Genomic DNA, 24,126 nt, shown 5'->3' with positions numbered 1-24,126 from the left:
GCTTCCAGGAATATCCTTATTTTTTCCGCAGAGCGTCCCGGGATTTTATCCACGCATTTGGCGGCACCCGGTTCCCGAGGTAACATAACGCCATTGCCGACAAAATTTCTCGAGGAGAAGGGTTATTCATGCAAAATATCGTCATTATCGCTAACGGCGCCGCCTACGGCAGCGAATCATTATTTAATAGCCTGCGTCTGGCCATTGCGCTGCGCGAGCAGGAAAGCCATCTCGATTTACGCCTGTTTTTGATGTCAGATGCCGTAACCGCAGGGTTACGCGGTCAAAAACCAGCCGAAGGCTACAATATTCAGCAAATGCTGGAAATTCTAACCGCGCAAAACGTACCGGTAAAATTATGCAAAACCTGTGCGGACGGACGTGGTATCACTCCCCTGCCGCTGATTGACGGTGTGGAAATCGGAACGCTGGTCGAGCTGGCGCAATGGACGCTGGCGGCGGACAAAGTGCTGACATTTTGAATCTGTACGCGGGAAAAGCTCCCGCGTCAGGATAGACTTCCGGCAAGAAAATCAGGCCAACACGCGAGTAATACCGCGTTTATTTTTTCTTATGCCATTTATCATCCTCGCCTTTTTCATAATCGTTTTTAACCGCCGCCCAGGCGACTTTATGTGCGGTTTCCTCGCGGCTGGCGTCATCACGACGATCGGCTTTATCTTTATATTGCTCCCAGGCGCTATTAAACGCTTCTTTGTAAATGTCCTGGGCATGGGCTGGAAGAACATTCCGCACATTATCGGGTAAATCACTTTTGGCTTTATACGGCATCAGCGCCTCCGTCTTCAGGGAAAACATTAAGTGTGGTAAACAATGCGTTATTACGCCAGTCGAGGAGGATTTTTGCTTTTTACGGAAATTAACTTTTTGTTATTTAAACACTGTTAAAACAAGATGCTTGTTTTACTGACCTTGAAAGAAAAAAATCGTCTACGCCGTAAAACTACGTAAAAAACCACTAAAAAAATACAAATTTCTGCTATTTTTACCTTCTTTACTCTTTCCAAAATATTAACACCTGCACAAGGGAGACCCTCATGACACATGCCTGTGAGGCGGTGAAAACCCGCCATAAGGAGACTTCGCTTATTTTCCCGGTTCTTGCGCTGGTAGTGCTGTTCCTTTGGGGAAGCAGCCAGTCACTACCAGTGGTTATTGGCATCAATATCCTTGCACTTATTGGTATTTTAAGCAGCGCATTTAGCGTGGTCCGTCATGCCGATGTATTAGCGCATCGACTCGGCGAACCCTATGGATCGCTTATTTTAAGCCTGTCCGTCGTTATTCTTGAGGTGAGTTTAATTTCAGCGCTGATGGCTACCGGCGATGCTGCGCCAACGCTTATGCGCGATACGCTCTACTCTATTATTATGATTGTCACCGGGGGACTGGTCGGTTTCTCGTTGTTGTTGGGCGGGCGTAAATTCGCAACGCAATATATGAATTTATTCGGGATTAAGCAGTATCTTATCGCGCTGTTTCCGCTGGCGATTATTGTGCTGGTTTTTCCAATGGCATTGCCGCAAGCCAATTTCTCTACCGGTCAGGCATTATTGGTCGCGTTAATTTCCGCCGCGATGTACGGCGTATTTTTGTTGATTCAAACCAAAACGCACCAGAGCTTATTTATCTATGAACATGAAGATGAAGGCGATGATGACAATCCACACCACGGTAAACCCTCCGCGCACAGTAGCGGCTGGCATACGGTCTGGTTACTCATTCATTTAATTGCGGTCATTGCCGTTACCAAAATGAATGCCAGCCCGCTGGAGGCGTTGCTGACCAGCATGAACGCCCCGGTCGCCTTTACCGGTTTCCTGGTCGCGTTGTTAATTCTCTCGCCGGAAGGACTGGGCGCGCTGAAGGCGGTACTGAATAATCAGGTTCAGCGGGCAATGAATCTGTTCTTCGGATCGGTGTTGGCGACGATTTCATTAACCGTGCCGGTCGTCACGCTCATCGCCTGGGCGACAGGTAATGATCTGGTGTTTGGTTTAGGCGCGCCGGAAATGGTAGTGATGGTGGCCTCGTTAGTGCTGTGCCATATTTCGTTCTCTACCGGACGCACCAACGTGCTAAACGGCGCGGCGCATCTGGCTTTATTTGCCGCCTATCTGATGACGATTTTTGCCTGATATAAAAAAGCCGGATAGTATCTTATCCGGCCTACACAAGCTAAAAACCACAATCAGTTCTCGGTATCCAGCTCGTCGAAGCTTTTCACCAAATCATCAATCGCTTTTATCTGGGTCAGGAACTGCTCCAGTTTCGCCAGCGGCAGCGCGGAAGGACCGTCGCACTTCGCGTTAGCCGGGTCCGGATGCGACTCCAGGAACAGGCCCGCCAGACCGACAGCCATACCGGCGCGCGCCAGCTCGGTCACCTGACCACGACGACCGCCAGAGGCGGCGCCAAATGGGTCGCGGCATTGCAGCGCATGGGTAACGTCGAAAATCACCGGCGAGTTGCCGGAGACCTTTTTCATCACGCTAAAGCCCAGCATATCCACCACCAGGTTGTCATAGCCGAAGTTCGCGCCGCGATCGCACAGAATCACCTTATCGTTACCGCCCTCATGGAACTTATCCACGATATTGCCCATCTGACCCGGGCTTACGAACTGCGGCTTTTTCACGTTAATCACAGCGCCGGTTTTCGCCATCGCTTCCACCAGGTCGGTCTGGCGCGCCAGAAACGCCGGGAGCTGAATCACGTCAACCACATCAGCAACAGGCTGCGCCTGGCTGGCTTCATGGACGTCAGTGATCACTTTTACGCCAAATGTCTGTTTGAGTTCCTGGAAGATTTTCATCCCTTCTTCCAGACCCGGCCCACGGTAAGAGTGAATAGAGGAACGGTTGGCTTTATCAAAAGAGGCCTTGAACACGTAAGGAATACCCAGCTTCTGGGTAACGGTTACGTAGTGCTCACAAATGCGCATTGCCAGATCGCGTGACTCCAGCACGTTCATACCGCCAAACAGCACAAACGGCAGGTCATTTGCCACCTTAATGTCGCCAATGTTAACCACTTTTTGTTTCATAGGATCGCCTTACACTTATAGGTAAAATGTCGGTTAATTAATGTAGAACAATTTGCTTGTGCGCAATGGTGTTGATCTGCGCACGAATCATTTCGCTGATCGGGTCTTCCGGACACTGTTCAACGAAGTAGCTTAAATCAGTCAGCGCAACGTGTTCACACTCAAGCTGCGCGTAGATCAACCCGCGGTCACGGATTTCGTAAGGATCTTCCGGGTTAAATTGCAACAATGCTTCGCTAACGCGCAGCGCCAGCTCCATTTGCCGTTCCTCCATCAGCGAGGATTTCAGCGTATCCAGTAGTTTACGAATCACTTCGGCGTTATCCGCCTCGTCCAAATCTTCGTTAAACAACTCGGCGACCGGACTAATATTGCCTTTTAACCAGACTTCCAGAGTATGTTCATCAAGCGTTTCACCGTTGAACGGGTTAATCAGCCACATTTCCCCTTCCAGCGATTCAATACGCAAAATCAGCTGCGTTGGGAAGATAACGGGCACCAACGGCAAATCAAGACGGTTTGCTATCCATAATAAAATAGCGCCCAACGATACCGCGCTCCCCTGGCGTTTTTTCAGGACTTTATCGAGCCATAAAGCATCAGAAAGACGGTAGACGCCGCGGGAATCCGTGAACCCCCACTCGCCGTAAAAAAGTGCCAGCAATTTTTCCAGTTGCTCATCCTGAGACAGGAGCTGGCTAATTTCTTCCTGCGCCAGACTGACCAGACGTTCCAGTTCGTCGTAGACAAACTGCGTGGGAAAATCCAGGCGAATCATCTCTGATGCCAGGATCATGCCATCACACAGCGGCGCATTGTTAAATTCGAAATCAGCTAACGACCTCATGACTTACCCCAGTAACGGTATTTTTGTGGTGGCGAGTTTAATGATGATGTACAGCACCACCAGCGCCAGCGGGAAAGCGATAAAACGCGCCTGCTGGCTGCGCGCCTGACGATAATCAAGCGCAATAAAACCCAAAACGATGTAGATGATAACGCCAAACAGTTTTTCAGTCAGCCATGCGCCCGATTCCGTGAATGGCAGGATGTGCGTTTTAACGATTAACCCAATACCGCTAAGCAGTAACAGGGTATCTATGACGGGAGGCACGATTCGTGTCCAGCGCGCGGCGGCCAACGCATGGCCGCAATAGCGCCACCAGTAACGAGCGACAAACAAACTGACGGAGAGCGCAACACAGATAAGATGGAGCGTGAGCAACATTGCAATTGTCATGGCGTAAAACGTCCGCAGGTCACGCGTTCATTACCGCCATAATCACGACACGTTTCTACATCCGAGTAACCAGACCGCCTGAAAACCGCTCTTACCGCTTCGCCCTGCTGCCAACCGTGTTCCAGCAGCAGGAAGCCGCCGGGCGTTAACATCTGGCGGGCGTTATCGATAATATGCGTAAGATCCGCCATACCGTTTTCGTCCGCCACCAACGCCGAGCGCGGTTCAAAGCGTACATCGCCTTCGCTAAGGTGCGGGTCCTGCGCATCAATGTAGGGTGGATTGCTGACAATCATGTCGAACTGCTGCCCCGATAGCGCGCTGAACCAACAACTTTGCAGTATACGCACATTCCGGATGGCCAAATGTTCCGCGTTGCGTATCGCCAGCGCAACCGCATCAGGCATACGATCGACCGCAGTCACCTCGCAATCCGGTCGCTCGCAGGCCAGCGCCAGCGCAATCGCGCCGGTTCCGGTGCCTAAATCCAGAATACGACAGGTTTTTACCGGCAATCGCGCCAACGCCTGTTCAACCAGACATTCGGTATCCGGGCGCGGGATTAGCGTGGCGGGTGAAACGAAGAGCGGCAGCGACCAAAATTCGCGTAAGCCCGTCAGGTACGCAATAGGTTCGCCCTGTTTACGCCGCTGCAGCAGATCCGCGAGCTGTTGTTGCTGGACGTCGGTAAGCGGCGTTTCGCCAAAGGCCATGATATACGTCCGCCCCTTGCCCGTAACGTACTCAAGCAGGATCTCGGCGTCGCGCCGGGGGCTGTCGCTGTCCCGGAGCTGGTTTACCGCCTCATGCAGCCAGTGCTGAAAATCCATTATTCCTGCTCGGACAACGCGGCTAACAGGTCAGCCTGGTGTTCCTGAACAATCGGCTCAATCAGCATATCCAGCTTACCTTCCATCGTTTCATCAAGGCGATATAACGTCAGATTAATACGATGATCGGTCACGCGCCCCTGCGGGAAATTATAGGTCCGGTTACGATCGCTGCGATCGCCGCTGCCAAGCAGATTGCGTCGCGTTGACGCCTCGGCCTGCTGGCGTTTTGCCGTTTCGGCGGCGTGAATGCGCGCCCCGAGCACCGAGAGCGCTTTCGCTTTGTTTTTATGCTGCGAACGCTCGTCCTGGCATTCCACCACGATGCCGGTCGGCAAGTGGGTAATACGGATAGCGGAGTCGGTGGTGTTAACGTGCTGACCGCCCGCGCCGGAAGAACGAAACGTATCAATGCGCAGATCCGCCGGGTTAATATCCGGCAGCTCGGCTTCCGGCAGCTCCGGCATCACGGCGACGGTACAGGCGGAGGTATGGATACGCCCCTGCGACTCGGTCGCCGGAACACGCTGTACGCGGTGTCCGCCGGACTCAAATTTCAGTCGGCCATACACGCCGTCGCCGCTGATTTTGGCGATGATCTCTTTATAACCGCCATGCTCGCCTTCGCTCATGCTCATGATCTCCACGCGCCAGCGGCGCGCTTCGGCATAACGGCTGTACATGCGGAACAGATCGCCGGCAAACAGCGCGGCTTCGTCGCCGCCGGTACCGGCGCGAACCTCAAGGAACGCGTTTCGTTCATCGTCCGGATCTTTCGGCAGCAGCAGTACCTGTAACTGTTGCTCCAGTTGTTCGCTTTTTTCTTTCGCTTCGCGCAGTTCTTCCTGCGCCATTTCTCGCATTTCAGGATCGTCGAGCATCATCTGAGCCGTCTCGATATCGTCCTGAACCTGTTGCCAGTCCGTAAAACAGCGAGAAACGTCGCTTAATTGCGCATATTCGCGCGACAATGCGCGAAAGCGGTCCTGGTCGGCGATAATTCCCGCATCGCCCAGCAACGCCTGAACTTCCTCATGGCGTTCGTGCAGGGCTTCCAGTTTGGCAACGATAGAAGGCTTCATAGGCGTAAATTCACCCTGTAAAAAAGTGTGGTGTGTGCTGCTACTCCAGCCCGAGGCTGTCGCGCAGAATATTCAGGCGTTCGTCATCCCCGTCACGGGCAGCCTGTTGAAGTGATTTCGTTGGCGCATGAATCAGGCGGTTGGTCAGTTTCCATGCCAGATCCTGCAATATGGCTTGCGCATCACCGCCCTGTTGAAGGGCCGACAGCGCTTTGGTAGTCAGTTCGTCACGAATCTGCTCCGACTGACTACGGTATTCCCGAATGGTCTCGCTGGCCCCCTGGGCGCGTAGCCAGGCCATAAACTCGCTGGCTTCCTGCTCAACAATCGTTTCCGCTTCTACTGCCGCAGCCTGACGCTGCGCCAGATTATGCGAAATGATGCTCTGTAAATCATCGACGCTATAAAGATAAGCGTTCGCCAGTTTGCCGACTTCCGGCTCAACGTCGCGCGGTACGGCGATATCCACCAGCAGCATCGGCTGGTTGCGACGGCTTTTTAATGCGCGCTCCACCATGCCTTTACCGATAATCGGCAGCGGGCTGGCGGTCGAACTGATGATAATATCGGCATCCTGCAAACGGGCGTCGATATCGCTGAGCGAGATAACCTCAGCGCCTACTTCATCCGCCAGGGCTTGCGCGCGCTCGCGGGTTCGGTTGGCGATAATCATCTTTTGTACTTTATGCTCGCGCAGGTGACGCGCCACCAGTTCAATAGTTTCGCCCGCGCCAACTAACAGTACAGTGACCGTCGAGAGCGATTCGAAGATTTGGCGGGCGAGCGTACAGGCGGCAAACGCGACGGAGACGGCGCTGGCGCCGATATCGGTTTCAGTCCGCACTCGCTTGGCGACGGAAAACGACTTCTGAAACATTCGCTCCAGCGCGCTGGCGTTAAGGTGGCCTTTTTGCGAATCCGCAAACGCTTTTTTCACCTGACCGAGGATTTGCGGTTCGCCCAGCACCAGTGAATCCAGACCGCTGGCGACGCGCATCAGGTGGCTGACGGCGTCATTGTCCTGATGCCAGTACAGACTGTTGCGCAGATCGTCCTCGTTCAGGTTATGGTAATCGCATAACCAGCGGATCAGCGCTTCCTGCAGGTTATCCTGCTCTTCCACGCTCAAATACAGTTCTGTACGGTTACAGGTTGACAGCACGACCCCGCCCTGCACCATTGGCTGCGCAAGCAGGCTGTCCAGCGCCTGATCAAGCGTGTCCGGCGAAAACGTTACGCGTTCTCGCAGCGATACAGGTGCCGTTTTATGGTTAATACCGAGCGCTAAAAGGGTCATGTCTGCGGGAGTAGTACCAGCGTTGATATGGTTAGTCTGCTTGCATCATACAGGATGCGCGTGGTCAATAAAAGAGAGAGCCCCCTTTTGGAGTAATTGGCAGCGCTCGCTAATTTGATGATTTAAGACAACTTGAAAGTAGACGATGTCACCAGGCGGCGCTAGCATTAAAGGCTATAACTGTAACCGATAGCAAAAATTTGCCGAATCGCGGCGCGAACGTTTTTACAGCCTGCAGGTTCAGTTTTCAGGCCTGATAAGCGTAACGCCATCAGGCAATTATTGCACCGTATCACAAGGATTCGTCATCACTATGACCCTGCCCGATTTTCGCCTGATTCGTCTACTGCCGTTAGCAAGCCTGGTTCTCACCGCCTGTACGCTTCCTGGGCATAAAGGCCCGGGCAAGAGCCCGGATTCCCCTCAGTGGCGCCAGCATCAGCAAGAGGTGCGTCATCTGAATCAATACCAGACGCGCGGCGCCTTTGCTTACATCTCAGATGATCAGAAAGTCTATGCGCGCTTCTTCTGGCAACAGACCGGACAGGATCGCTACCGCCTGCTGCTTACCAACCCGCTGGGCAGCACCGAGCTGGAGCTTAACGCCCAGCCGGGCAACGTCCAGTTGGTGGATAACAAAGGCCAGCGTTATACCGCCGATGACGCCGAAGAGATGATCGGCAAACTCACCGGGATGCCGATTCCGTTAAACAGCCTGCGGCAGTGGATCCTCGGTCTGCCTGGCGATGCCACCGACTACAAACTGGACGACCAGTACCGCCTGAGCGAAGTGAACTACCGCCAGGATGGTAAAAACTGGAAAGTGGTTTACGGTGGCTATGACAGCAAAACGCAGCCTGCCATGCCTGCCAATATGGAGCTTTCAGACGGCAGTCAGCGCATTAAGCTGAAAATGGATAACTGGATTGTGAAATGATGACCCATTGGCCTTCTCCGGCAAAATTAAACCTGTTTTTATATATCACCGGACAGCGTGCAGACGGCTACCACACGCTGCAGACGCTGTTTCAGTTTCTGGATTATGGCGACACACTCCACATCGAACCGCGTCACGATGGCGAAATCCATTTATTAACGCCGGTTAACGGCGTTGAAAATGAAGACAATCTGATCGTCCGCGCCGCGCGGCTGTTGATGAAAGCCGCCTCGGAGAGTGGGCGCCTGCCCGCCGGAAGCGGCGCGGATATCAGCATTGAGAAGCGCCTTCCCATGGGCGGCGGTCTGGGCGGCGGCTCGTCTAACGCCGCGACCGTTCTGGTGGCGCTCAATCATCTTTGGCAATGCGGGCTTTCCATTGATGAACTGGCGACGATCGGCCTAACGCTCGGCGCCGACGTCCCGGTCTTTGTTCGTGGCCACGCCGCGTTTGCCGAAGGCGTAGGCGAAATATTAACGCCGGTGAATCCGCCGGAAAAATGGTATCTGGTCGCGCACCCTGGCGTAAGCATTCCGACACCGGTTATCTTTAAAGATCCTCAATTGCCGCGTAATACGCCAAAAAGGTCAATAGATACGTTACTAAAATGTGAATTCAGCAATGATTGCGAGGTTATCGCAAGAAAACGTTTTCGCGAGGTTGATGCGGCGCTTTCCTGGCTGTTAGAATACGCGCCGTCGCGCCTGACTGGGACAGGGGCCTGTGTCTTTGCTGAATTCGATACAGAGTCTTGTGCTCGCCAGGTGCTTGAGCAAGCCCCGGAATGGCTCAATGCTTTTGTGGCGAAGGGTGTCAACCTCTCCCCATTGCATCGAGAGTTACTCTAACGCATTCGGGTTTCAGGAAGATGGCGAAATGACGAGTCGCCGGTCATATATGCCGTATTTGACCGGTGTGAGGCATCGATACCAGCGCACATGAAACGTGAATGAAGACGAGTAAGCCGGGCAAGCTGAGCTTCGGTGACAACGTCACCTTGTTCCAGACGTTGCATCGCGCTCTTTAATACACCGCCTGGATAGGATTTTGCCTGGCCCGCACAGTTTTCGGCAAATCTTTTCCACCAATGGACGCATGCCTGAGGTTCTTCTCGTGCCTGATATGAAGCTTTTTGCTGGTAACGCCACCCCGGAACTAGCACAACGTATTGCCAACCGCCTGTACACTTCTCTCGGCGACGCCGCCGTAGGTCGCTTTAGCGACGGCGAAGTCAGCGTACAAATCAACGAAAATGTACGCGGTGGTGATATTTTCATCATCCAGTCCACTTGTGCCCCAACCAACGACAACCTGATGGAATTGGTCGTTATGGTTGATGCCCTGCGTCGTGCTTCCGCAGGTCGTATCACCGCCGTTATCCCCTACTTTGGCTATGCACGTCAGGACCGTCGCGTACGTTCCGCCCGTGTGCCGATTACCGCAAAAGTTGTCGCTGACTTCCTGTCCAGCGTCGGCGTTGACCGCGTTCTCACCGTAGATCTGCATGCTGAACAGATCCAGGGCTTCTTTGACGTTCCGGTTGATAACGTGTTCGGTAGCCCAATCCTGCTCGAAGATATGCTGCAACTGAATCTGGATAACCCGATCGTGGTTTCTCCGGATATTGGCGGCGTGGTTCGTGCCCGCGCTATCGCTAAGCTTCTGAACGATACCGATATGGCTATCATTGATAAACGTCGTCCGCGCGCGAACGTTTCTCAGGTGATGCACATCATCGGCGACGTCGCTGGCCGTGACTGCGTGCTGGTTGATGATATGATCGATACCGGCGGTACTCTGTGCAAAGCAGCAGAAGCATTGAAAGAACGTGGCGCTAAACGCGTGTTTGCCTACGCGACGCACCCGATCTTCTCAGGCAATGCGGCAAACAACCTGCGCAACTCCGTCATTGATGAAGTCGTTGTCTGCGACACCATTCCGCTGACCGACGAAATCAAAGCGCTGCCGAACGTGCGTACTTTGACCCTGTCAGGTATGCTGGCCGAAGCGATTCGCCGTATCAGCAACGAAGAATCGATTTCCGCCATGTTCGAGCATTGATCGAACCCGGATCTGAAACCCGCTGCGGCGGGTTTTTTTGTCTGTAACACCCTTTTGTATGACTTATGCCTCCTTCACCTGCCATTTAGTTGACAGATGATGCGCTCATGGATGAAACATTATTGTGAACAAATTATTTTCCTCACATGTGATGCCTTTCCGCGCTCTCATCGATGCTTGCTGGAAAGAAAAATATACCGCCTCCCGGTTCACCCGTGATGTGATAGCCGGGATCACCGTCGGGATTATTGCTATCCCGCTGGCGATGGCGCTGGCAATTGGCAGTGGCGTTGCGCCGCAGTATGGCCTCTATACCTCCGCTGTCGCCGGGATCGTGATCGCGCTAACCGGCGGCTCGCGCTTTAGCGTTTCCGGCCCTACCGCCGCGTTTGTGGTGATTTTGTATCCGGTATCGCAACAGTTTGGTCTGGCGGGCCTACTGGTCGCCACGCTGATGTCGGGCTTCTTCCTGATCCTTTTCGGCCTGGCGAGACTGGGGCGATTGATTGAATATATCCCGGTGTCGGTCACGTTGGGTTTTACCTCAGGGATTGGTATTACCATCGGTACCATGCAGATTAAAGATTTTCTTGGTCTGCAGATGGCCCATGTGCCAGAGCACTATTTGCAGAAAGTCGGCGCGCTGTTTATGGCGTTGCCCACCGTCAATATTGGCGATGCCGCCATTGGCGTGGTAACGCTGGGAACGTTGATTTTCTGGCCGCGTCTCGGTATTCGTCTGCCAGGACATCTTCCCGCGCTGCTGGCCGGTTGCGCCGTGATGGGGATCGTTAATCTGCTGGGCGGCAATGTGGCGACTATCGGCTCACAGTTCCATTATGTTCTGGCTGACGGCACTCAGGGCAACGGCATCCCGCAGCTCCTGCCGCAACTGATGCTGCCGTGGAGTCTTCCTGGCTCCGATTTCACGCTAAGCTGGGATTCACTGCGCGCGCTGCTGCCAGCGGCCTTCTCGATGGCAATGCTGGGGGCAATCGAATCATTGCTCTGCGCCGTCGTGCTGGACGGCATGACCGGCACCAAACATAAAGCTAACAGCGAACTTATCGGCCAGGGGCTGGGGAATATGGTCGCGCCGTTCTTTGGCGGCATCACCGCCACCGCCGCGATTGCCCGCTCTGCCGCCAACGTCCGCGCTGGCGCGACCTCTCCCGTCTCAGCGGTAATTCACGCTATCCTGGTTATTCTGGCGCTACTGGTCTTAGCCCCGCTACTCTCCTGGCTGCCGCTTTCCGCGATGGCGGCGCTACTGCTGATGGTGGCATGGAATATGAGTGAAGCCCATAAAGTGGTGGATCTGTTACGCCATGCGCCGAAAGACGACATTATCGTTATGCTGCTGTGCATGTCATTAACGGTTCTGTTTGATATGGTCATCGCCATCAGCGTGGGGATTGTCCTTGCTTCCCTGCTGTTTATGCGCCGTATTGCGCGTATGACTCGACTTGCGCCGGTCAATGTCGATGTACCTGAAGATGTGCTGGTGCTGCGTGTGATCGGTCCGCTCTTTTTCGCCGCGGCGGAAGGGCTGTTTACCGACCTTGAGTCACGTATTAAGGGCAAACGTATCGTCGTTCTGAAATGGGACGCAGTACCAGTGCTGGATGCAGGCGGGCTTGATGCTTTTCAGCGTTTTGTGAAGCGTCTGCCGGAGGGTTGCGAATTGCGTATCAGTAATCTGGAGTTCCAACCGCTGCGCACAATGGCGCGTGCCGGTATCAAACCTATTCCTGGGCGTCTGACCTTCTTCCCGAACAGGACGGAGGCGTTAGCGGATTTACTCAGTTAATGGACAATGCCCGGTGGCGATAACGCTTACCGGGCCTGAACCGGTTAGCTATGACGACGATTGTCGCTACGGCGGCAACGTTTGTCATAGTGACGTACCCACCAATATTTGTCGCTCACCTGCTCATGCCCCCCTACACGAGCCCCTGCCAGCCAAAGAACTGCCCCGACAAAAATACTCAGTATTGCGCCATGCGCAAAAAATTGCGGCAAATTAAACTGCGGCAGTTGGTTTAAAATAGAGTAACCCACGCCGACAACCATCACGACCAGCCCCAACCCCATCAGCACGTTACCGAATAACGAAGCGTTTTTGCGTTTCATATGTCACCTCCGGAACTTTTGGGTTGTTTTTAGGAAATCCCCCTAAACTTTATGTGTAAAGTATAGACAACACTTCCGTTTGTAAGTGCGGTTGCGATCACAAATGTAAAGTTTCATTTAACAAAACTTTACAAATAACACACTGAACAGTTTACATTTTTAATAATCAATGCTGGCAATTATTTAATTTACTTCAGAGTGTCGCTGTGTTTTGTCAAGCGGGCAGACAGACAGTAAACTACGCGCCAGTTATGGATCTACTCAGGACAAAAAACGTGGCAATTAAATTGATTGTTGGTCTGGCGAATCCCGGTGCGGAATATGCCGCGACGCGACACAATGCAGGCGCATGGTACGTCGATTTACTGGCGGAGCGCCTGCGCGCGCCGTTGCGTGAAGAGCCTAAATTCTTTGGCTATACCTCACGCATCACGCTGGAAGGGGAAGATGTTCGCCTGCTGGTACCCACCACGTTCATGAACCTCAGTGGTAAAGCAGTTGGCGCAATGGCCAGTTTTTACCGTATTCAGCCGGACGAAATTCTGGTCGCTCACGACGAGCTGGATCTCCCTCCGGGCGTGGCGAAATTTAAACTTGGCGGCGGCCACGGCGGCCACAATGGTCTGAAAGACATTATCAGCAAGCTGGGCAATAATCCCAACTTTCACCGCTTACGCGTTGGAATTGGCCATCCAGGCGATAAAAATAAAGTTGTTGGTTTCGTGCTGGGTAAACCCCCTGTTTCTGAACAAAAATTAATTGATGAGGCCATTGACGAAGCGGCACGCTGTACGGAATTGTGGTTCAAAGAGGGTCTGGCCAAAGCAACAAGCCGTTTGCATACCTTTAAGGCGCAATAACCAGTGATGTGCGGCATTTTTGCCGCACGCCGTGTATAATAGGCGAAGTTATTTCCATTTCTGCAATCTGTTTTCTATAACAGATTGATTATTAAGATATTAAGGTGAGTTAAATCATGGGATTCAAATGCGGTATCGTCGGTCTGCCCAACGTCGGGAAATCCACCCTGTTCAACGCGCTGACAAAAGCCGGTATTGAAGCGGCAAACTTTCCGTTCTGCACTATCGAACCGAATACCGGTGTCGTGCCGATGCCCGATCCGCGTCTGGACCAGTTGGCTGAGATTGTTAAACCGCAACGCATTCTACCAACCACGATGGAGTTCGTGGATATCGCCGGTCTGGTAAAAGGCGCGTCCAAAGGCGAAGGATTGGGTAACCAGTTCCTGACCAATATCCGTGAAACTGAAGCTATCGGTCACGTGGTTCGCTGCTTTGAGAACGACAATATCATCCACGTGGCGGGTAAAGTAAATCCGGCAGAAGATATTGATGTTATCAATACCGAGCTGGCGCTGGCTGACCTCGATACCTGCGAGCGCGCGATCCATCGCGTACAGAAGAAAGCCAAAGGCGGCGATAAAGACGCTAAAGCGGAACTGGCCGCGCTGGAAAAATGCCTGCCGCACCTGGCCGAAGCGGGGATGCTGCGTTCGCTGGACCTGACGGACGAAGATAAAGCGGCTATCCGTTATTTAAGCTTCCTGACGCTGAAGCCGACAATGTATATCGCTAACGTCAATGAAGACGGTTTTGAAAATAACCCGTATCTGGACCAGGTTCGCGAAATCGCCGCCAAAGAAGGTTCGGTCGTGGTTCCGGTGTGTGCCGCCGTCGAAGCTGATATTGCTGAGCTGGATGATGACGAGCGCGACGAATTTATGGCTGAACTGGGTCTGGAAGAGCCGGGGCTGAACCGCGTTATTCGCGCGGGTTATCGCCTGCTGAACCTCCAGACCTACTTTACCGCCGGGGTGAAAGAAGTTCGCGCATGGACCATTCCGGTTGGCGCAACCGCGCCGCAGGCAGCAGGTAAAATCCATACCGACTTCGAAAAAGGCTTTATCCGCGCCCAAACTATCGCCTTTGACGACTTTATTACCTATAAAGGTGAACAAGGCGCGAAAGAAGCCGGTAAGATGCGAGCGGAAGGCAAAGATTACATCGTTAAAGATGGCGATATAATGAACTTCCTGTTCAACGTCTAAATAACATTTGTTGTCTCATGAGGTTTCATTGAACCTCATGACAGCGGTAAAACCCTATAAAATCCACGCCATTGCGTGGATTTTATCTTTTATAGTATCTCAGATGAGAGCGTAGAAACGCGACTAAAACTGAGCATTCCGGTGAATACAATAAGCAGCTATTTTCACACATGATAAGTCCGCCCACTCAAATTAGCTGAGCATCCAGAAGCTCACTACAGTTAACGTTTTCAAAATGGCAGTGAATTGTCTGAATGACTGGTTCCAGAACAGATAGACTCGCCACCAACGACTACATAATTTAGGGAACAATGTTCACGAATTGTATATTTACACCAAAATGATACGATATTTTCTATCAATGGAATATCTATAAGGTGAATTTTTACCACCATTATCACCCATATTATAAATATTAGGAACTTCAGTATCGGTAGATTTCTAAAAGCGCCTTCTAACAGGCTTCAAAACGGTGTCCGCCCCTGCATTCTTTAGGTCCCCGAAGAATTTACTGTCCGTTGAAAGGGAAACTTCATTCGATTTTTGCATATCAGCATTGGTAAATATTAAAATTTGGTCACGAATTTAACAACCAACCATAATAGCTATCACAGCGTTGCGAAACCATAAAGTACTTTAAAGATATCATTTATAACTATCCAGATTGATATTATTCATCAATTTTATTCAAGCTGAGAATAGATTAATTCAAGCAATCTAATCACCACTGAGTGCGGATTAACGATAATTATATTGATTATTATCAAGCTACAGTAATATCCTGTGGTAAACTGCATATGTTCATTATAATATATCATAAAAGAACATTTAATTTTTCAGCTAAATTTTATTACAAGGTTTAAACATCTAAGCTTAAGGAGCACATATGCCAAGAGGACTAATCTCAGGCCGAGACTATTCGGAATGCGATATCTTTGACCATACTTTATATCCAAGAATGAAGGAGGAACCTCTTCTTAATGAAGATGACTGTATTGTTGTCCCTGTAAGAAATGAGATTACTCCCCATTTCAGAAGAGTAGGAAATCCATCTTTCGGCAAAAGGTTAGGTAGAGCCGAAGATAATCCAACTCACGATAATTGCGTAAATTATTTATATGATGAGTTAAATGATAAAAATATTGAAGCTGTTAAGTTCTCTACATATGTTTTTGCAGAGGATCGAACATATGAAGAGCAAGTAATTTTTAGTCCGCTGAAAGATAGTGATTTTGGGTGGTATAAAGAAAAGGACGCACGTATTGCATTTCATGAGGATTCTTATATTCAACCCGATATTGGAGGAAGGGATAGAAACAAATTTTTCCCCCGCTCAGCCTATCCAAACATTATCATTGAAGTAATTCGTACTCACTACCCAGAAAGGGATACCTTTCAGAAACTCCTTGAGCTTTCAAAAACAAATCACCACGTTTATTTTTATTTTATAGATGAAGGAAACAAAAAATCAAAACTAAATAGTCTTTCTATTAAAAATGGTATATTGACATTAAGAGTATCTCACTATCTAATTGGTGGTCAACTCTATAAGAATGGTAATTGCTATGCACCAAAAGGTGAAGATGAATCTTTCGAGCACTGGTATCAATATCTTGAAAATAGTTATTTTACAAATGCTATGGAAAGAGCTTAACAAGTTCAGACAGCATTTTATGATGCATAGAAGAGTATGAAAAGTGCCTGTTATCAGAGGTTACTAGTAATTCTCTTTAACTGCCTGCTTTCTTGAAGGTGATCGTTCAGACGGTCACCAAACTCCGATAATAAAACGGTTCTTCACCAGCACTCCAGAGCAACACACTCCATTTTTTGACGCATCCTTGATCGCCGGATAAATAATCTTGCCTCCGTCAGAAATACTTTGCGTTTCTCAAAGGCTGTCCATAGCGATTCGACAGCGCCTATAGTTTTTAAGGGCTGTAGCAACTTTCGTAGCGAGCCGCAGAATTTTAATTCGTCCACAAGCTGCCTGACTCTGTTGTTGGAATACACATATCAAAAACAGACAGATGTGCAATTTTAATTACAGTCTATTTTATAATAGACTCTAATGTCTTTCATTCATCTATAAAAATCAATTCGTTAAATTAACGCAGATCTAACAGGGTAAGTTCTTTTCTTAATTACCAGTCGACATTCACTGTATGATTATAAAAAGGGTGCTGGTCCTTTAGCGGCGTCTCATAACTTGGGATCGCATCATAATCATCTTTTCCCCAAACGGAATACCTTCCCGCTTCGATATCAAAACGATGTTTGAGCCATCCCGCAACATGACTTGCGAAAGCTTCTTTTCTTCTTAATGGCCAATCAACAGAAGCCAAATTAACATCTAATAAGTACCGCCCTTCTTTATTAACGTTGATCATTCCAGCCTGCAGTAACGCCCGTACCACCTGGGATTGGTTATCATGAATCCAGACCCAGGCATTTCCAAATTCCATTGCATAACTATCATTTAGAAAATCTTTTTTTGAGTATAATTCACTTACATAATCATTGATAGAGTCAGCATAATTTTTTACTTTAGATGCAGATAAATCAAAAAAAGATTCAAATTCGAAAGTATTGTCATTAATACAGGACAGTAACGCACCCGGTTCCGAGAGCTGGGTCCATGATTGTAAACTCTCTACAGCTATAATGAATTTGAAAGTATTTCTTCCAATGACACCCCGGTCAATTAAAGTTAAAATATCGTGAGCTACGGTAGAGATATCTTCTGCAAATGGGACTATTATTCCCGCACCACTTATTTCGCTTGATCTAAAATCAAACCCTGGGGTACTTTCAATGTTTTCCGGAATACCATACTCTTTAATATGATTAAGAAAATTTTTAATATCGCCACGATATGGCCATCGCCATTCGCGTTCATGTGTCCAGTCAATCTTACCTGGAACATAAGTAACATATCTATATTGTTCAATCAAAGGAAGAGCAGTTTCATCAAGAATACGTTCCCCGTTTCTGCCTTGCGAGCATCGAGCATTGTTATGCTCATCCAACCCATATATGACTGGCCTTGCCCCATAATTAAACATTTGCTCTTTAGGTAAAACGATTGCATATAAACCGATTTTTTCTTTTCGTTCTAATCGGCGAACACCAGTTTCTAAATAAGCCGCAATCGGCATATCTGTAAAGCATACCACCGGGGAGTCACCATATACGGTTCGTTGCCCATTTCGGTATGACCAGGACGAGAAAATTTTATGACTGCGTAAAGATAATCGAAGTAAATATTTAGCATCAATGAAACAGGCGTGGTGCTGATTATTAAAACCACAGTGTTCAGGCAAATAAATATGGCTACCGGTCTCTAAATTAACGTCCCGAAAAAAATGAATCAAATAATTGGACAAGTCAAATCTGATGTTATTTTTCATGGGACGCCCTCTTTCAAACGGTCTCTTTTTTGCATTCCTTTAAAACCAGCACTATTATTTTATATAAAAATCATCACGAAGTATGCTTCTTTTAACGATGACATCAAATCCTCCCTCCTTTTGCATCAACTTACGTATCCCTGAAATGGCGAGACCAGGCTAAATCTACCCGAGGTTGCTCGCTGAAACCTCATCCTGGAACAAGCTCAACCGTCCTTCCCCGCCACGGCCCTTTCGCCGAAAAACCGATAATGGGTATAAATATACCGCTATAAGCTATACCCACACACTTCACATTGTTTCTTATCGTTAATCCGATACGCTTTTTTCACATTATTTCTGGCGATATACGCCGGTGCAAAGTGAATCGGGCTCGTTTCCGCGCTCGCGCGTAACACAATGATTTGCCTTGCTGGCGGAACGTCAACGGACCCGCAAAAGCGCCTTATGCCCCTGGCGGAGCGTGGTGCAAAAAGGAGAAAAAATACGCGTTATGAATAACGAGGAGACCTTTTATCAAGCCATGCGTCGTAAGGGAGTGACCCGACGCAGCTTTCTCAAATTCTGTAGCCTTGCCGCCACATCGCTGGGACTGGGCGCCGGAATGACGCCAAAGATCGCCTGGGCGCTGGAGAATAAACCGCGGATTCCGGTGGTCTGGATTCATGGACTGGAATGCACCTGCTGTACCGAATCCTTTATCCGTTCCTCGCACCCGCTAGCCAAAGATGTGATCCTCTCGCTGATTTCCCTCGATTATGACGACACCCTGATGGCCGCCGCCGGCGCACAGGCCGAAGAAGTCTTTGACGATATTACCACTCGCTACGCCGGGAAATACATTCTGGCGGTGGAAGGCAATCCGCCGTTAGGAGAACAAGGGATGTTCTGTATCAGCGGCGGTCGCCCGTTTATTGAAAAACTGAAGAAAGCCGCTGCGGGCGCCAGCGCTATTATCGCCTGGGGAAACTGCGCCTCCTGGGGTTGCGTCCAGGCCGCCCGCCCCAATCCAACCCAGGCAACGCCTATCGATAAAGTGATCACCGACAAGCCGATCGTGAAGGTTCCAGGATGTCCGCCAATCCCGGATGTCATGAGCGCCATTATCACCTATATGGTGACGTTTGATCGTCTGCCGGAGCTCGATCGCATGGGCCGTCCACTAATGTTCTACGGTCAGCGTATCCACGATAAATGCTACCGCCGCGCCCATTTTGACGCCGGTGAATTTGTCGAGAGCTGGGATGACGCCGCCGCCCGCAAGGGATACTGCCTGTACAAGATGGGCTGTAAAGGGCCAACCACCTATAACGCCTGCTCCTCCACACGCTGGAATGACGGCGTCTCCTTTCCTATCCAGTCCGGTCACGGATGTCTGGGATGTTCAGAAAATGGTTTCTGGGATCGCGGCTCGTTTTATAGCCGCGTGGTGGATATTCCCCAGATGGGTACCCATTCAACCGCCGATACGGTGGGGCTGACCGCGCTGGGCGTGGTCGCGGCGGGCGTTGGCGGTCACGCTGTCGCCAGCGCGCTCAACCAACGTAAACGCCACAAACAACAGTTAGCGCAAGCCGAACAACAGCCGGACAATGAGGATAAACAGGCATGAGTAACCAGTATCAAACCCAGGGTTATACCGTTAACGACGCCGGCCGTCGTCTGATCGTGGACCCGATTACCCGCATCGAAGGGCATATGCGCTGCGAAGTGAACATTGATGAGCAAAACGTCATTACCAATGCCGTTTCCTGCGGCACAATGTTCCGCGGGCTGGAGATCATTCTGCAAGGCCGTGACCCGCGTGACGCCTGGGCGTTTGTTGAACGTATTTGTGGTGTATGTACCGGGGTACATGCTCTGGCATCGGTGTACGCTATCGAAGATGCGATTGGTATCCAGGTGCCGGATAACGCCAATATTATACGTAACATCATGCTGGCTACGTTGTGGTGTCACGATCATCTGGTCCATTTTTATCAGTTAGCCGGTATGGACTGGATTGATGTTCTGAATGCGCTGAAAGCCGATCCGCGCGCCACCTCGCAGTTGGCGCAAAGCCTTTCCACCTGGCCGATGTCATCGCCGGGCTACTTCTTTGACGTACAAAATCGATTAAAGAAATTTGTCGATGGCGGCCAGCTTGGGATATTCCGTAACGGCTATTGGGGACATCCACAGTACAAATTGTCGCCAGAGGCTAATCTGATGGGTTTTGCCCACTATCTTGAAGCCCTCGACTTCCAGCGAGAGATCGTCAAAATCCATACCATATTTGGCGGTAAGAACCCCCATCCTAACTGGATCGTCGGCGGGATGCCGTGCGCGATCAATCTCGATCAAAGCGGCGCGGTCGGGGCTATCAATATGGAGCGCCTCAACCTGGTACAGTCGATCATCACCCGCACCGCCGACTTCATTAACAACGTGATGGTTCCGGACGCGCTGGCTATCGGCCAGTTCAATAAAGCATGGAGTCAAATTGGCACCGGTCTGTCGGATAAATGCGTGCTGAGTTACGGCGCATTTCCGGACATTGCCAACGACTTCAGCCAGCAAAGCCTGTTAATGCCGGGCGGCGCGGTGGTCAATGGCGATTTTAAAAATGTCATGCCGGTAGATTTGGCCGATCCGCAGCAGATACAGGAGTTTGTGGATCACGCCTGGTACCGCTATCCGGACGATCGGCTGGGTCGTCATCCTTTTGACGGCATTACCGATCCCTGGTACAACCCGGGTGATGTCAAAGGCAGCGATACGCATATCCAGCAGCTCAACGAGCAGGAACGTTACTCCTGGATTAAAGCGCCGCGCTGGCGGGGTCATGCCATGGAAGTCGGCCCGCTTGCCCGAACGCTTATCGCGTACCACAAAGGGGATGCCGCCACCATAGAGTCGGTAGATCGCATGATGTCCGCCCTTAAACTGCCGCTCTCCGGTATCCAGTCTACGCTTGGTCGTATTTTATGCCGCGCGCACGAAGCGCAATGGGCCGTCGGTAAGCTGCAGTATTTTTTCGACAGGCTTATGACCAACCTGAAAAACGGCGACCTGGCCACCGCCAATACCGAGAAATGGGAACCGGTCAGTTGGCCGCAGCACTGCCGCGGCATCGGTTTTACCGAAGCGCCTCGTGGAGCGTTGGGACACTGGGCGTCAATACGCGATCAGAAGATTGAACTCTATCAGTGCGTGGTTCCCACCACCTGGAACGCCAGCCCGCGCGATCCTAAAAAACAGATCGGCGCCTATGAAGCGGCATTGATGGGAACGCAAATGGCGATTCCCGACCAACCGTTAGAAATCCTGAGGACGCTGCACAGCTTCGACCCCTGCCTCGCCTGCTCAACCCACGTGCTCGGCGACGACGGCAGCGAACTGATTGCCGTCCAGGTACGCTAAGCGTTAAGGAAAAGAACGATGACTGGAAAGCTATCTCCACGCGTCGGGGAGGCGCGTGATACTGCCGTCAGCCACTATGTGTTTGAAGCGCCGGTACGCCTGTGGCATTGGCTAACGGTGGCCTGCATGTTGGTACTGATGGTAACAGGCTACTTTATTGGCCGACCGCTGCCCTCGGTGAGTGGCGAGGCGACCTATCTGTTTTACATGGGCTATATCCGGCTGATCCACTTTGCCGCCGCGATGATCTTTACCGTGTTACTGCTGGGGCGAATTTATTGGGCCTGTGTCGGCAACCGCTATTCACGAGAGCTGTTTATCGTCCCGGTCTGGCGTCGTAGTTGGTGGCAAGGCGCTTTCACCGTGGTCCGCTGGTATCTGTTTCTGGAGAAAAAACCGGGGAGCGACATCGGACATAACCCTGTCGCGCAGGCCGCGATGTTCGGCTATTTCCTGTTGTCGGTATTTATGATCCTCACCGGTTTCGCTCTGTTTGGCGAGCATAGCCAGTACGCCATCTTTGCGCCGTTCCGCTATGTGGTTGAATTTTTCTACTGGACCGGCGGCAACTCCATCGATATTCACAGTTGGCACCGACTGGGCATGTGGCTAATCGCCGCCTTCATCGTCGGGCACGTTTACCTTGCTATCCGGGAAGACATTATGTCCGACGATACGGTGATCTCCACCATGATCAATGGCTATCGCAGCCACAAATTCCCCAAACCGCACGACAAGGAGCCCTCATGAATGCGCAACGCGTAGTGGTGATGGGGTTAGGAAACCTGCTGTGGGCCGATGAAGGATTCGGTATCCGGGTCGCGGAGCGTTTGTATGCCCGATATCACTGGCCTGAAGAGGTAGAAATTGTGGACGGCGGTACGCAAGGACTAAACCTGTTAGGTTATGTAGAGCAAGCCAGCCATCTCCTGCTCCTTGACGCGATCGATTACGGCCTGGCGCCGGGCAGCCTGCGAACCTATGCCGGCGAGAAAATCCCCGCGTATCTCAGCGCCAAAAAAATGAGTCTGCATCAAAACAGTTTTTCCGAAGTTCTGGCGCTGGCCGACATCCGCGGGCATCTGCCCTGTCACATAGCGCTGGTCGGTCTGCAACCGGCGCAACTGGACGACTATGGCGGTAGCCTGAGCGAAATAGCTCGCGACCAGCTACCGGCGGCGGAACAGGCCGCCCTGGCGCAACTGGCCGCCTGGGGGATCGTACCGCAGGCAAACGAGGTCGCACGCTGCCTGAACTATAAATGCCTGTCGATGGAAAATTATGAGGGAGTGCGCATACGTCAGTATCAGACACGTCTGGAGGGCAAAAGAAGTGGCGAATGACACCCCGTTCTCTGCGCTATGGCAACGCCTGTTAACCCGTGGATGGCAACCGGTAGAGGCTTCCACGGTAGACGACTGGATCAAACGGGTTGGAGATGGCGTCATCCTGTTAAGTAGCGATCCGCGGCGTACGCCGGAAGTCAGCGATAACCCGGTGATGATTGCCGAACTCCTGCGTGAGTTCCCGCAGTTTGACTGGCAGGTGGCGGTGGCCGACCTTGAACAAAGCGAAGCTATCGGCGATCGCTTTAATGTGCGTCGGTTTCCGGCGACGTTGGTTTTTACAGACGGCGAGCTACGCGGCGCGCTCAGCGGCATTCATCCTTGGGCTGAACTGCTCACGCTGATGCGTTCGATGGTTGACACTCCCGCAGCGCAGGAGACAGTACAATGAGCAACGCCTTTTTTCATCTGCTGGGGCCAGGTACGCAGCCTGATGACGCCAGTTTCTCGATGAATCCCTTACCGCTCACCTGTCAGGTCAATGGCGACCCAAGTATGGCGGCGCTGGAGCGCTGCGCTCACAGCCCGGCGGTGATGGCATTGTTGACCGATCTGCGAGGTCAGCTTGCCCGGCGCATTCCGGAAGTCGGCGACGTGCTGGGATGGGAGTTATCTCCCCTGAATGCCGATGATCTCTCATTCCTCAATACGCTATTGGGCGAAGGCGAAGTCTCGGTACGCATTCAGCATCCGGACGGGAGTGAAAGCGAGATCCAGGAGGCCATCTTCTGCGGCCTGTGGCGGGTACGCCATCTGCATAACCGACGTCTGCTGACGGATCGTCTGGAAGCGGGTAGCGCGCCCCTGACATTATGGCAAGCGGCTACCGCCGATACGCTGCCTGACGACTCTCTGCTGCCTCCGCCTGTCGCTGGTCTGATGAATGGACTGCCGCTGGCCCATGAATTATTGGCGCACGTACGCGATCCGGCGTTGCAACCTCACAGCATCAATTTGACCCAACTGCCGCTCAGCGAGGCCGATCGCCTTTTTCTGGCGCGTTTATGCGGACACGGGAACATCCAGATTCGCATCTCCGGGTATGGCGAAAGCCAAATCAACGCCACAGCATTGCGCCATCTCTGGCATGTGCGCTGTCTGGATGCCCTTAAAGGGCCATTGCTCGATAGCTATGAGATTTGTCCTTTGCCGGAGCTGGTACTGGCGGCCCCGGAAGATCTGGCCGATTCGCGCCAGCGCCTGGATGAAGTCTGCCGATGGCTGGAGACGCGCTAGCGCTCTCAACAGGAACG

Annotated in this window: 24 protein-coding genes; 15 read left to right on the top strand and 9 right to left on the bottom strand. The window is 51.5% G+C overall.

Annotated elements, in window-relative coordinates; genetic code table 11:
- The first annotated feature begins 128 nt into the window (after nt 1–128).
- Entirely contained in the window at nt 129–482 is a 354-nt protein-coding gene (locus K8W53_RS10455; RefSeq protein ID WP_001179794.1) for a DsrE/DsrF/TusD sulfur relay family protein, read from the top strand.
- Between the two features lie 79 nt (nt 483–561).
- Here K8W53_RS10455 and chaB read toward each other — a convergent pair whose 3' ends face one another.
- Nucleotides 562–792 (bottom strand): putative cation transport regulator ChaB, encoded by a 231-nt coding sequence (gene chaB, locus K8W53_RS10450; protein ID WP_001146392.1) that lies wholly within the window; start codon nt 790–792, stop codon nt 562–564.
- 266 nt (nt 793–1,058) lie between these two features.
- Between chaB and chaA the strand changes: the two genes are divergently transcribed.
- Nucleotides 1,059–2,159: a sodium-potassium/proton antiporter ChaA gene (gene chaA, locus K8W53_RS10445; RefSeq protein ID WP_000148418.1), complete on the top strand. Its 1,101-nt coding sequence runs from the start codon at nt 1,059–1,061 to the stop codon at nt 2,157–2,159.
- Between the two features lie 53 nt (nt 2,160–2,212).
- Here the strand turns inward: chaA and kdsA are convergent, their stop codons facing one another.
- The 6 genes from kdsA to hemA are packed head-to-tail and all read right to left on the bottom strand — an operon-like array spanning nt 2,213 to nt 7,516.
- Nucleotides 2,213–3,067 carry a 3-deoxy-8-phosphooctulonate synthase gene (gene kdsA / locus K8W53_RS10440; protein ID WP_000811046.1) on the bottom strand — a complete coding sequence of 285 codons (855 nt, stop codon included), beginning with the start codon at nt 3,065–3,067 and terminating at the stop codon, nt 2,213–2,215.
- Between the two features lie 37 nt (nt 3,068–3,104).
- The gene (sirB1, locus tag K8W53_RS10435) at nt 3,105–3,914 is read right to left on the bottom strand and encodes an invasion regulator SirB1 (protein WP_001257065.1); all 810 of its coding nucleotides are present in this window, start codon (nt 3,912–3,914) and stop codon (nt 3,105–3,107) included.
- Between the two features lie 3 nt (nt 3,915–3,917).
- Nucleotides 3,918–4,307, bottom strand: a complete 390-nt coding sequence (gene sirB2 / locus K8W53_RS10430) for an invasion regulator SirB2 (protein ID WP_000150666.1) — start codon at nt 4,305–4,307, stop codon at nt 3,918–3,920.
- Entirely contained in the window at nt 4,304–5,137 is an 834-nt protein-coding gene (prmC, locus tag K8W53_RS10425; protein ID WP_000347310.1) for a peptide chain release factor N(5)-glutamine methyltransferase, read from the bottom strand. The genes sirB2 and prmC overlap by 4 nt, the downstream gene beginning before the upstream one ends.
- Nucleotides 5,137–6,219, bottom strand: coding sequence for a peptide chain release factor 1 (gene prfA / locus K8W53_RS10420; protein WP_000804703.1), 1,083 nt, complete (start codon nt 6,217–6,219; stop codon nt 5,137–5,139). The genes prmC and prfA overlap by 1 nt, the downstream gene beginning before the upstream one ends.
- A 40-nt stretch (nt 6,220–6,259) precedes the next feature.
- On the bottom strand, nt 6,260–7,516 hold the full coding sequence (gene hemA / locus K8W53_RS10415; protein WP_000173208.1) for a glutamyl-tRNA reductase: 1,257 nt from the start codon (nt 7,514–7,516) through the stop codon (nt 6,260–6,262).
- Nucleotides 7,517–7,829: 313 nt separating this feature from the next.
- Between hemA and lolB the strand changes: the two genes are divergently transcribed.
- The 4 genes from lolB to dauA all read left to right on the top strand — a co-directional run bounded on the left by lolB (nt 7,830) and on the right by dauA (nt 12,324).
- Complete coding sequence (lolB, locus tag K8W53_RS10410; RefSeq protein WP_000174484.1) at nt 7,830–8,453, top strand: lipoprotein insertase outer membrane protein LolB; 624 nt, start codon at nt 7,830–7,832, stop codon at nt 8,451–8,453.
- Nucleotides 8,450–9,301: a 4-(cytidine 5'-diphospho)-2-C-methyl-D-erythritol kinase gene (ispE, locus tag K8W53_RS10405; protein ID WP_000988244.1), complete on the top strand. Its 852-nt coding sequence runs from the start codon at nt 8,450–8,452 to the stop codon at nt 9,299–9,301. Before lolB ends, ispE begins: the two co-directional genes overlap by 4 nt.
- Before the next feature lie 265 nt (nt 9,302–9,566).
- Nucleotides 9,567–10,514, top strand: coding sequence for a ribose-phosphate diphosphokinase (gene prs / locus K8W53_RS10400; RefSeq protein ID WP_001518537.1), 948 nt, complete (start codon nt 9,567–9,569; stop codon nt 10,512–10,514).
- Between the two features lie 124 nt (nt 10,515–10,638).
- Complete coding sequence (gene dauA / locus K8W53_RS10395; protein WP_001037188.1) at nt 10,639–12,324, top strand: C4-dicarboxylic acid transporter DauA; 1,686 nt, start codon at nt 10,639–10,641, stop codon at nt 12,322–12,324.
- 44 nt (nt 12,325–12,368) lie between these two features.
- On the opposite strand, the gene ychH is transcribed toward dauA, so the two are convergent.
- The gene (gene ychH, locus K8W53_RS10390) at nt 12,369–12,647 is read right to left on the bottom strand and encodes a stress-induced protein YchH (RefSeq protein WP_000823879.1); all 279 of its coding nucleotides are present in this window, start codon (nt 12,645–12,647) and stop codon (nt 12,369–12,371) included.
- A gap of 275 nt (nt 12,648–12,922) precedes the next feature.
- On the opposite strand from ychH, the gene pth reads away from it, so the two are divergent.
- From pth to K8W53_RS10375, 3 genes are all read left to right on the top strand, one after another.
- The gene (gene pth, locus K8W53_RS10385) at nt 12,923–13,507 is read left to right on the top strand and encodes an aminoacyl-tRNA hydrolase (protein WP_000985595.1); all 585 of its coding nucleotides are present in this window, start codon (nt 12,923–12,925) and stop codon (nt 13,505–13,507) included.
- Between the two features lie 116 nt (nt 13,508–13,623).
- On the top strand, nt 13,624–14,715 hold the full coding sequence (ychF, locus tag K8W53_RS10380; RefSeq protein ID WP_000505850.1) for a redox-regulated ATPase YchF: 1,092 nt from the start codon (nt 13,624–13,626) through the stop codon (nt 14,713–14,715).
- An 886-nt stretch (nt 14,716–15,601) separates the two neighbouring features.
- A complete protein-coding gene (locus K8W53_RS10375; RefSeq protein WP_001137288.1) occupies nt 15,602–16,369 on the top strand; it encodes a hypothetical protein in 768 nt (255 codons plus the stop codon).
- Nucleotides 16,370–16,859: 490 nt separating this feature from the next.
- On the opposite strand, the gene K8W53_RS10370 is transcribed toward K8W53_RS10375, so the two are convergent.
- Nucleotides 16,860–18,125 carry a DUF4427 domain-containing protein gene (locus tag K8W53_RS10370; protein ID WP_023224937.1) on the bottom strand — a complete coding sequence of 422 codons (1,266 nt, stop codon included), beginning with the start codon at nt 18,123–18,125 and terminating at the stop codon, nt 16,860–16,862.
- 493 nt (nt 18,126–18,618) lie between these two features.
- Between K8W53_RS10370 and hyaA the strand changes: the two genes are divergently transcribed.
- The 6 genes from hyaA to K8W53_RS10340 are packed head-to-tail and all read left to right on the top strand — an operon-like array spanning nt 18,619 to nt 24,109.
- The gene (hyaA, locus tag K8W53_RS10365; RefSeq protein WP_001058307.1) at nt 18,619–19,737 is read left to right on the top strand and encodes a hydrogenase 1 small subunit; all 1,119 of its coding nucleotides are present in this window, start codon (nt 18,619–18,621) and stop codon (nt 19,735–19,737) included.
- Nucleotides 19,734–21,527 carry a Ni/Fe-hydrogenase large subunit gene (gene hyaB / locus K8W53_RS10360; RefSeq protein ID WP_052939400.1) on the top strand — a complete coding sequence of 598 codons (1,794 nt, stop codon included), beginning with the start codon at nt 19,734–19,736 and terminating at the stop codon, nt 21,525–21,527. The genes hyaA and hyaB overlap by 4 nt, the downstream gene beginning before the upstream one ends.
- A gap of 18 nt (nt 21,528–21,545) precedes the next feature.
- Nucleotides 21,546–22,277 (top strand): Ni/Fe-hydrogenase b-type cytochrome subunit, encoded by a 732-nt coding sequence (gene hyaC, locus K8W53_RS10355; RefSeq protein ID WP_000147036.1) that lies wholly within the window; start codon nt 21,546–21,548, stop codon nt 22,275–22,277.
- Nucleotides 22,274–22,870: a hydrogenase 1 maturation protease gene (gene hyaD / locus K8W53_RS10350; protein WP_000993806.1), complete on the top strand. Its 597-nt coding sequence runs from the start codon at nt 22,274–22,276 to the stop codon at nt 22,868–22,870. The genes hyaC and hyaD overlap by 4 nt, the downstream gene beginning before the upstream one ends.
- Complete coding sequence (gene hyaE, locus K8W53_RS10345) at nt 22,860–23,264, top strand: hydrogenase-1 operon protein HyaE (protein ID WP_001262580.1); 405 nt, start codon at nt 22,860–22,862, stop codon at nt 23,262–23,264. The genes hyaD and hyaE overlap by 11 nt, the downstream gene beginning before the upstream one ends.
- Nucleotides 23,261–24,109, top strand: coding sequence for a hydrogenase expression/formation protein (locus tag K8W53_RS10340; RefSeq protein ID WP_023224936.1), 849 nt, complete (start codon nt 23,261–23,263; stop codon nt 24,107–24,109). The genes hyaE and K8W53_RS10340 overlap by 4 nt, the downstream gene beginning before the upstream one ends.
- Nucleotides 24,110–24,126: the final 17 nt, after the last annotated feature.

The sequence above is a fragment of the Salmonella sp. A29-2 genome (assembly GCF_020150755.1).
Lineage (GTDB): Bacteria > Pseudomonadota > Gammaproteobacteria > Enterobacterales > Enterobacteriaceae > Salmonella > Salmonella enterica.
Note: the sequence above shows the minus strand (reverse complement) of the source record. Positions and strands in the feature narration are given on the sequence as shown.

Coding starts and splice junctions, on each gene's coding strand:
- K8W53_RS10455 (WP_001179794.1), top strand. CDS start 129: ATGCAAAATATCGTCATTATCGCTAACGGCGCCGCCTACGGCAGCGAA.
- chaB (WP_001146392.1), bottom strand. CDS start 792: ATGCCGTATAAAGCCAAAAGTGATTTACCCGATAATGTGCGGAATGTT.
- chaA (WP_000148418.1), top strand. CDS start 1,059: ATGACACATGCCTGTGAGGCGGTGAAAACCCGCCATAAGGAGACTTCG.
- kdsA (WP_000811046.1), bottom strand. CDS start 3,067: ATGAAACAAAAAGTGGTTAACATTGGCGACATTAAGGTGGCAAATGAC.
- sirB1 (WP_001257065.1), bottom strand. CDS start 3,914: ATGAGGTCGTTAGCTGATTTCGAATTTAACAATGCGCCGCTGTGTGAT.
- sirB2 (WP_000150666.1), bottom strand. CDS start 4,307: ATGACAATTGCAATGTTGCTCACGCTCCATCTTATCTGTGTTGCGCTC.
- prmC (WP_000347310.1), bottom strand. CDS start 5,137: ATGGATTTTCAGCACTGGCTGCATGAGGCGGTAAACCAGCTCCGGGAC.
- prfA (WP_000804703.1), bottom strand. CDS start 6,219: ATGAAGCCTTCTATCGTTGCCAAACTGGAAGCCCTGCACGAACGCCAT.
- hemA (WP_000173208.1), bottom strand. CDS start 7,516: ATGACCCTTTTAGCGCTCGGTATTAACCATAAAACGGCACCTGTATCG.
- lolB (WP_000174484.1), top strand. CDS start 7,830: ATGACCCTGCCCGATTTTCGCCTGATTCGTCTACTGCCGTTAGCAAGC.
- ispE (WP_000988244.1), top strand. CDS start 8,450: ATGATGACCCATTGGCCTTCTCCGGCAAAATTAAACCTGTTTTTATAT.
- ychH (WP_000823879.1), bottom strand. CDS start 12,647: ATGAAACGCAAAAACGCTTCGTTATTCGGTAACGTGCTGATGGGGTTG.
- ychF (WP_000505850.1), top strand. CDS start 13,624: ATGGGATTCAAATGCGGTATCGTCGGTCTGCCCAACGTCGGGAAATCC.
- K8W53_RS10375 (WP_001137288.1), top strand. CDS start 15,602: ATGCCAAGAGGACTAATCTCAGGCCGAGACTATTCGGAATGCGATATC.
- K8W53_RS10370 (WP_023224937.1), bottom strand. CDS start 18,125: ATGAAAAATAACATCAGATTTGACTTGTCCAATTATTTGATTCATTTT.
- hyaA (WP_001058307.1), top strand. CDS start 18,619: ATGAATAACGAGGAGACCTTTTATCAAGCCATGCGTCGTAAGGGAGTG.
- hyaB (WP_052939400.1), top strand. CDS start 19,734: ATGAGTAACCAGTATCAAACCCAGGGTTATACCGTTAACGACGCCGGC.
- hyaC (WP_000147036.1), top strand. CDS start 21,546: ATGACTGGAAAGCTATCTCCACGCGTCGGGGAGGCGCGTGATACTGCC.
- hyaD (WP_000993806.1), top strand. CDS start 22,274: ATGAATGCGCAACGCGTAGTGGTGATGGGGTTAGGAAACCTGCTGTGG.
- K8W53_RS10340 (WP_023224936.1), top strand. CDS start 23,261: ATGAGCAACGCCTTTTTTCATCTGCTGGGGCCAGGTACGCAGCCTGAT.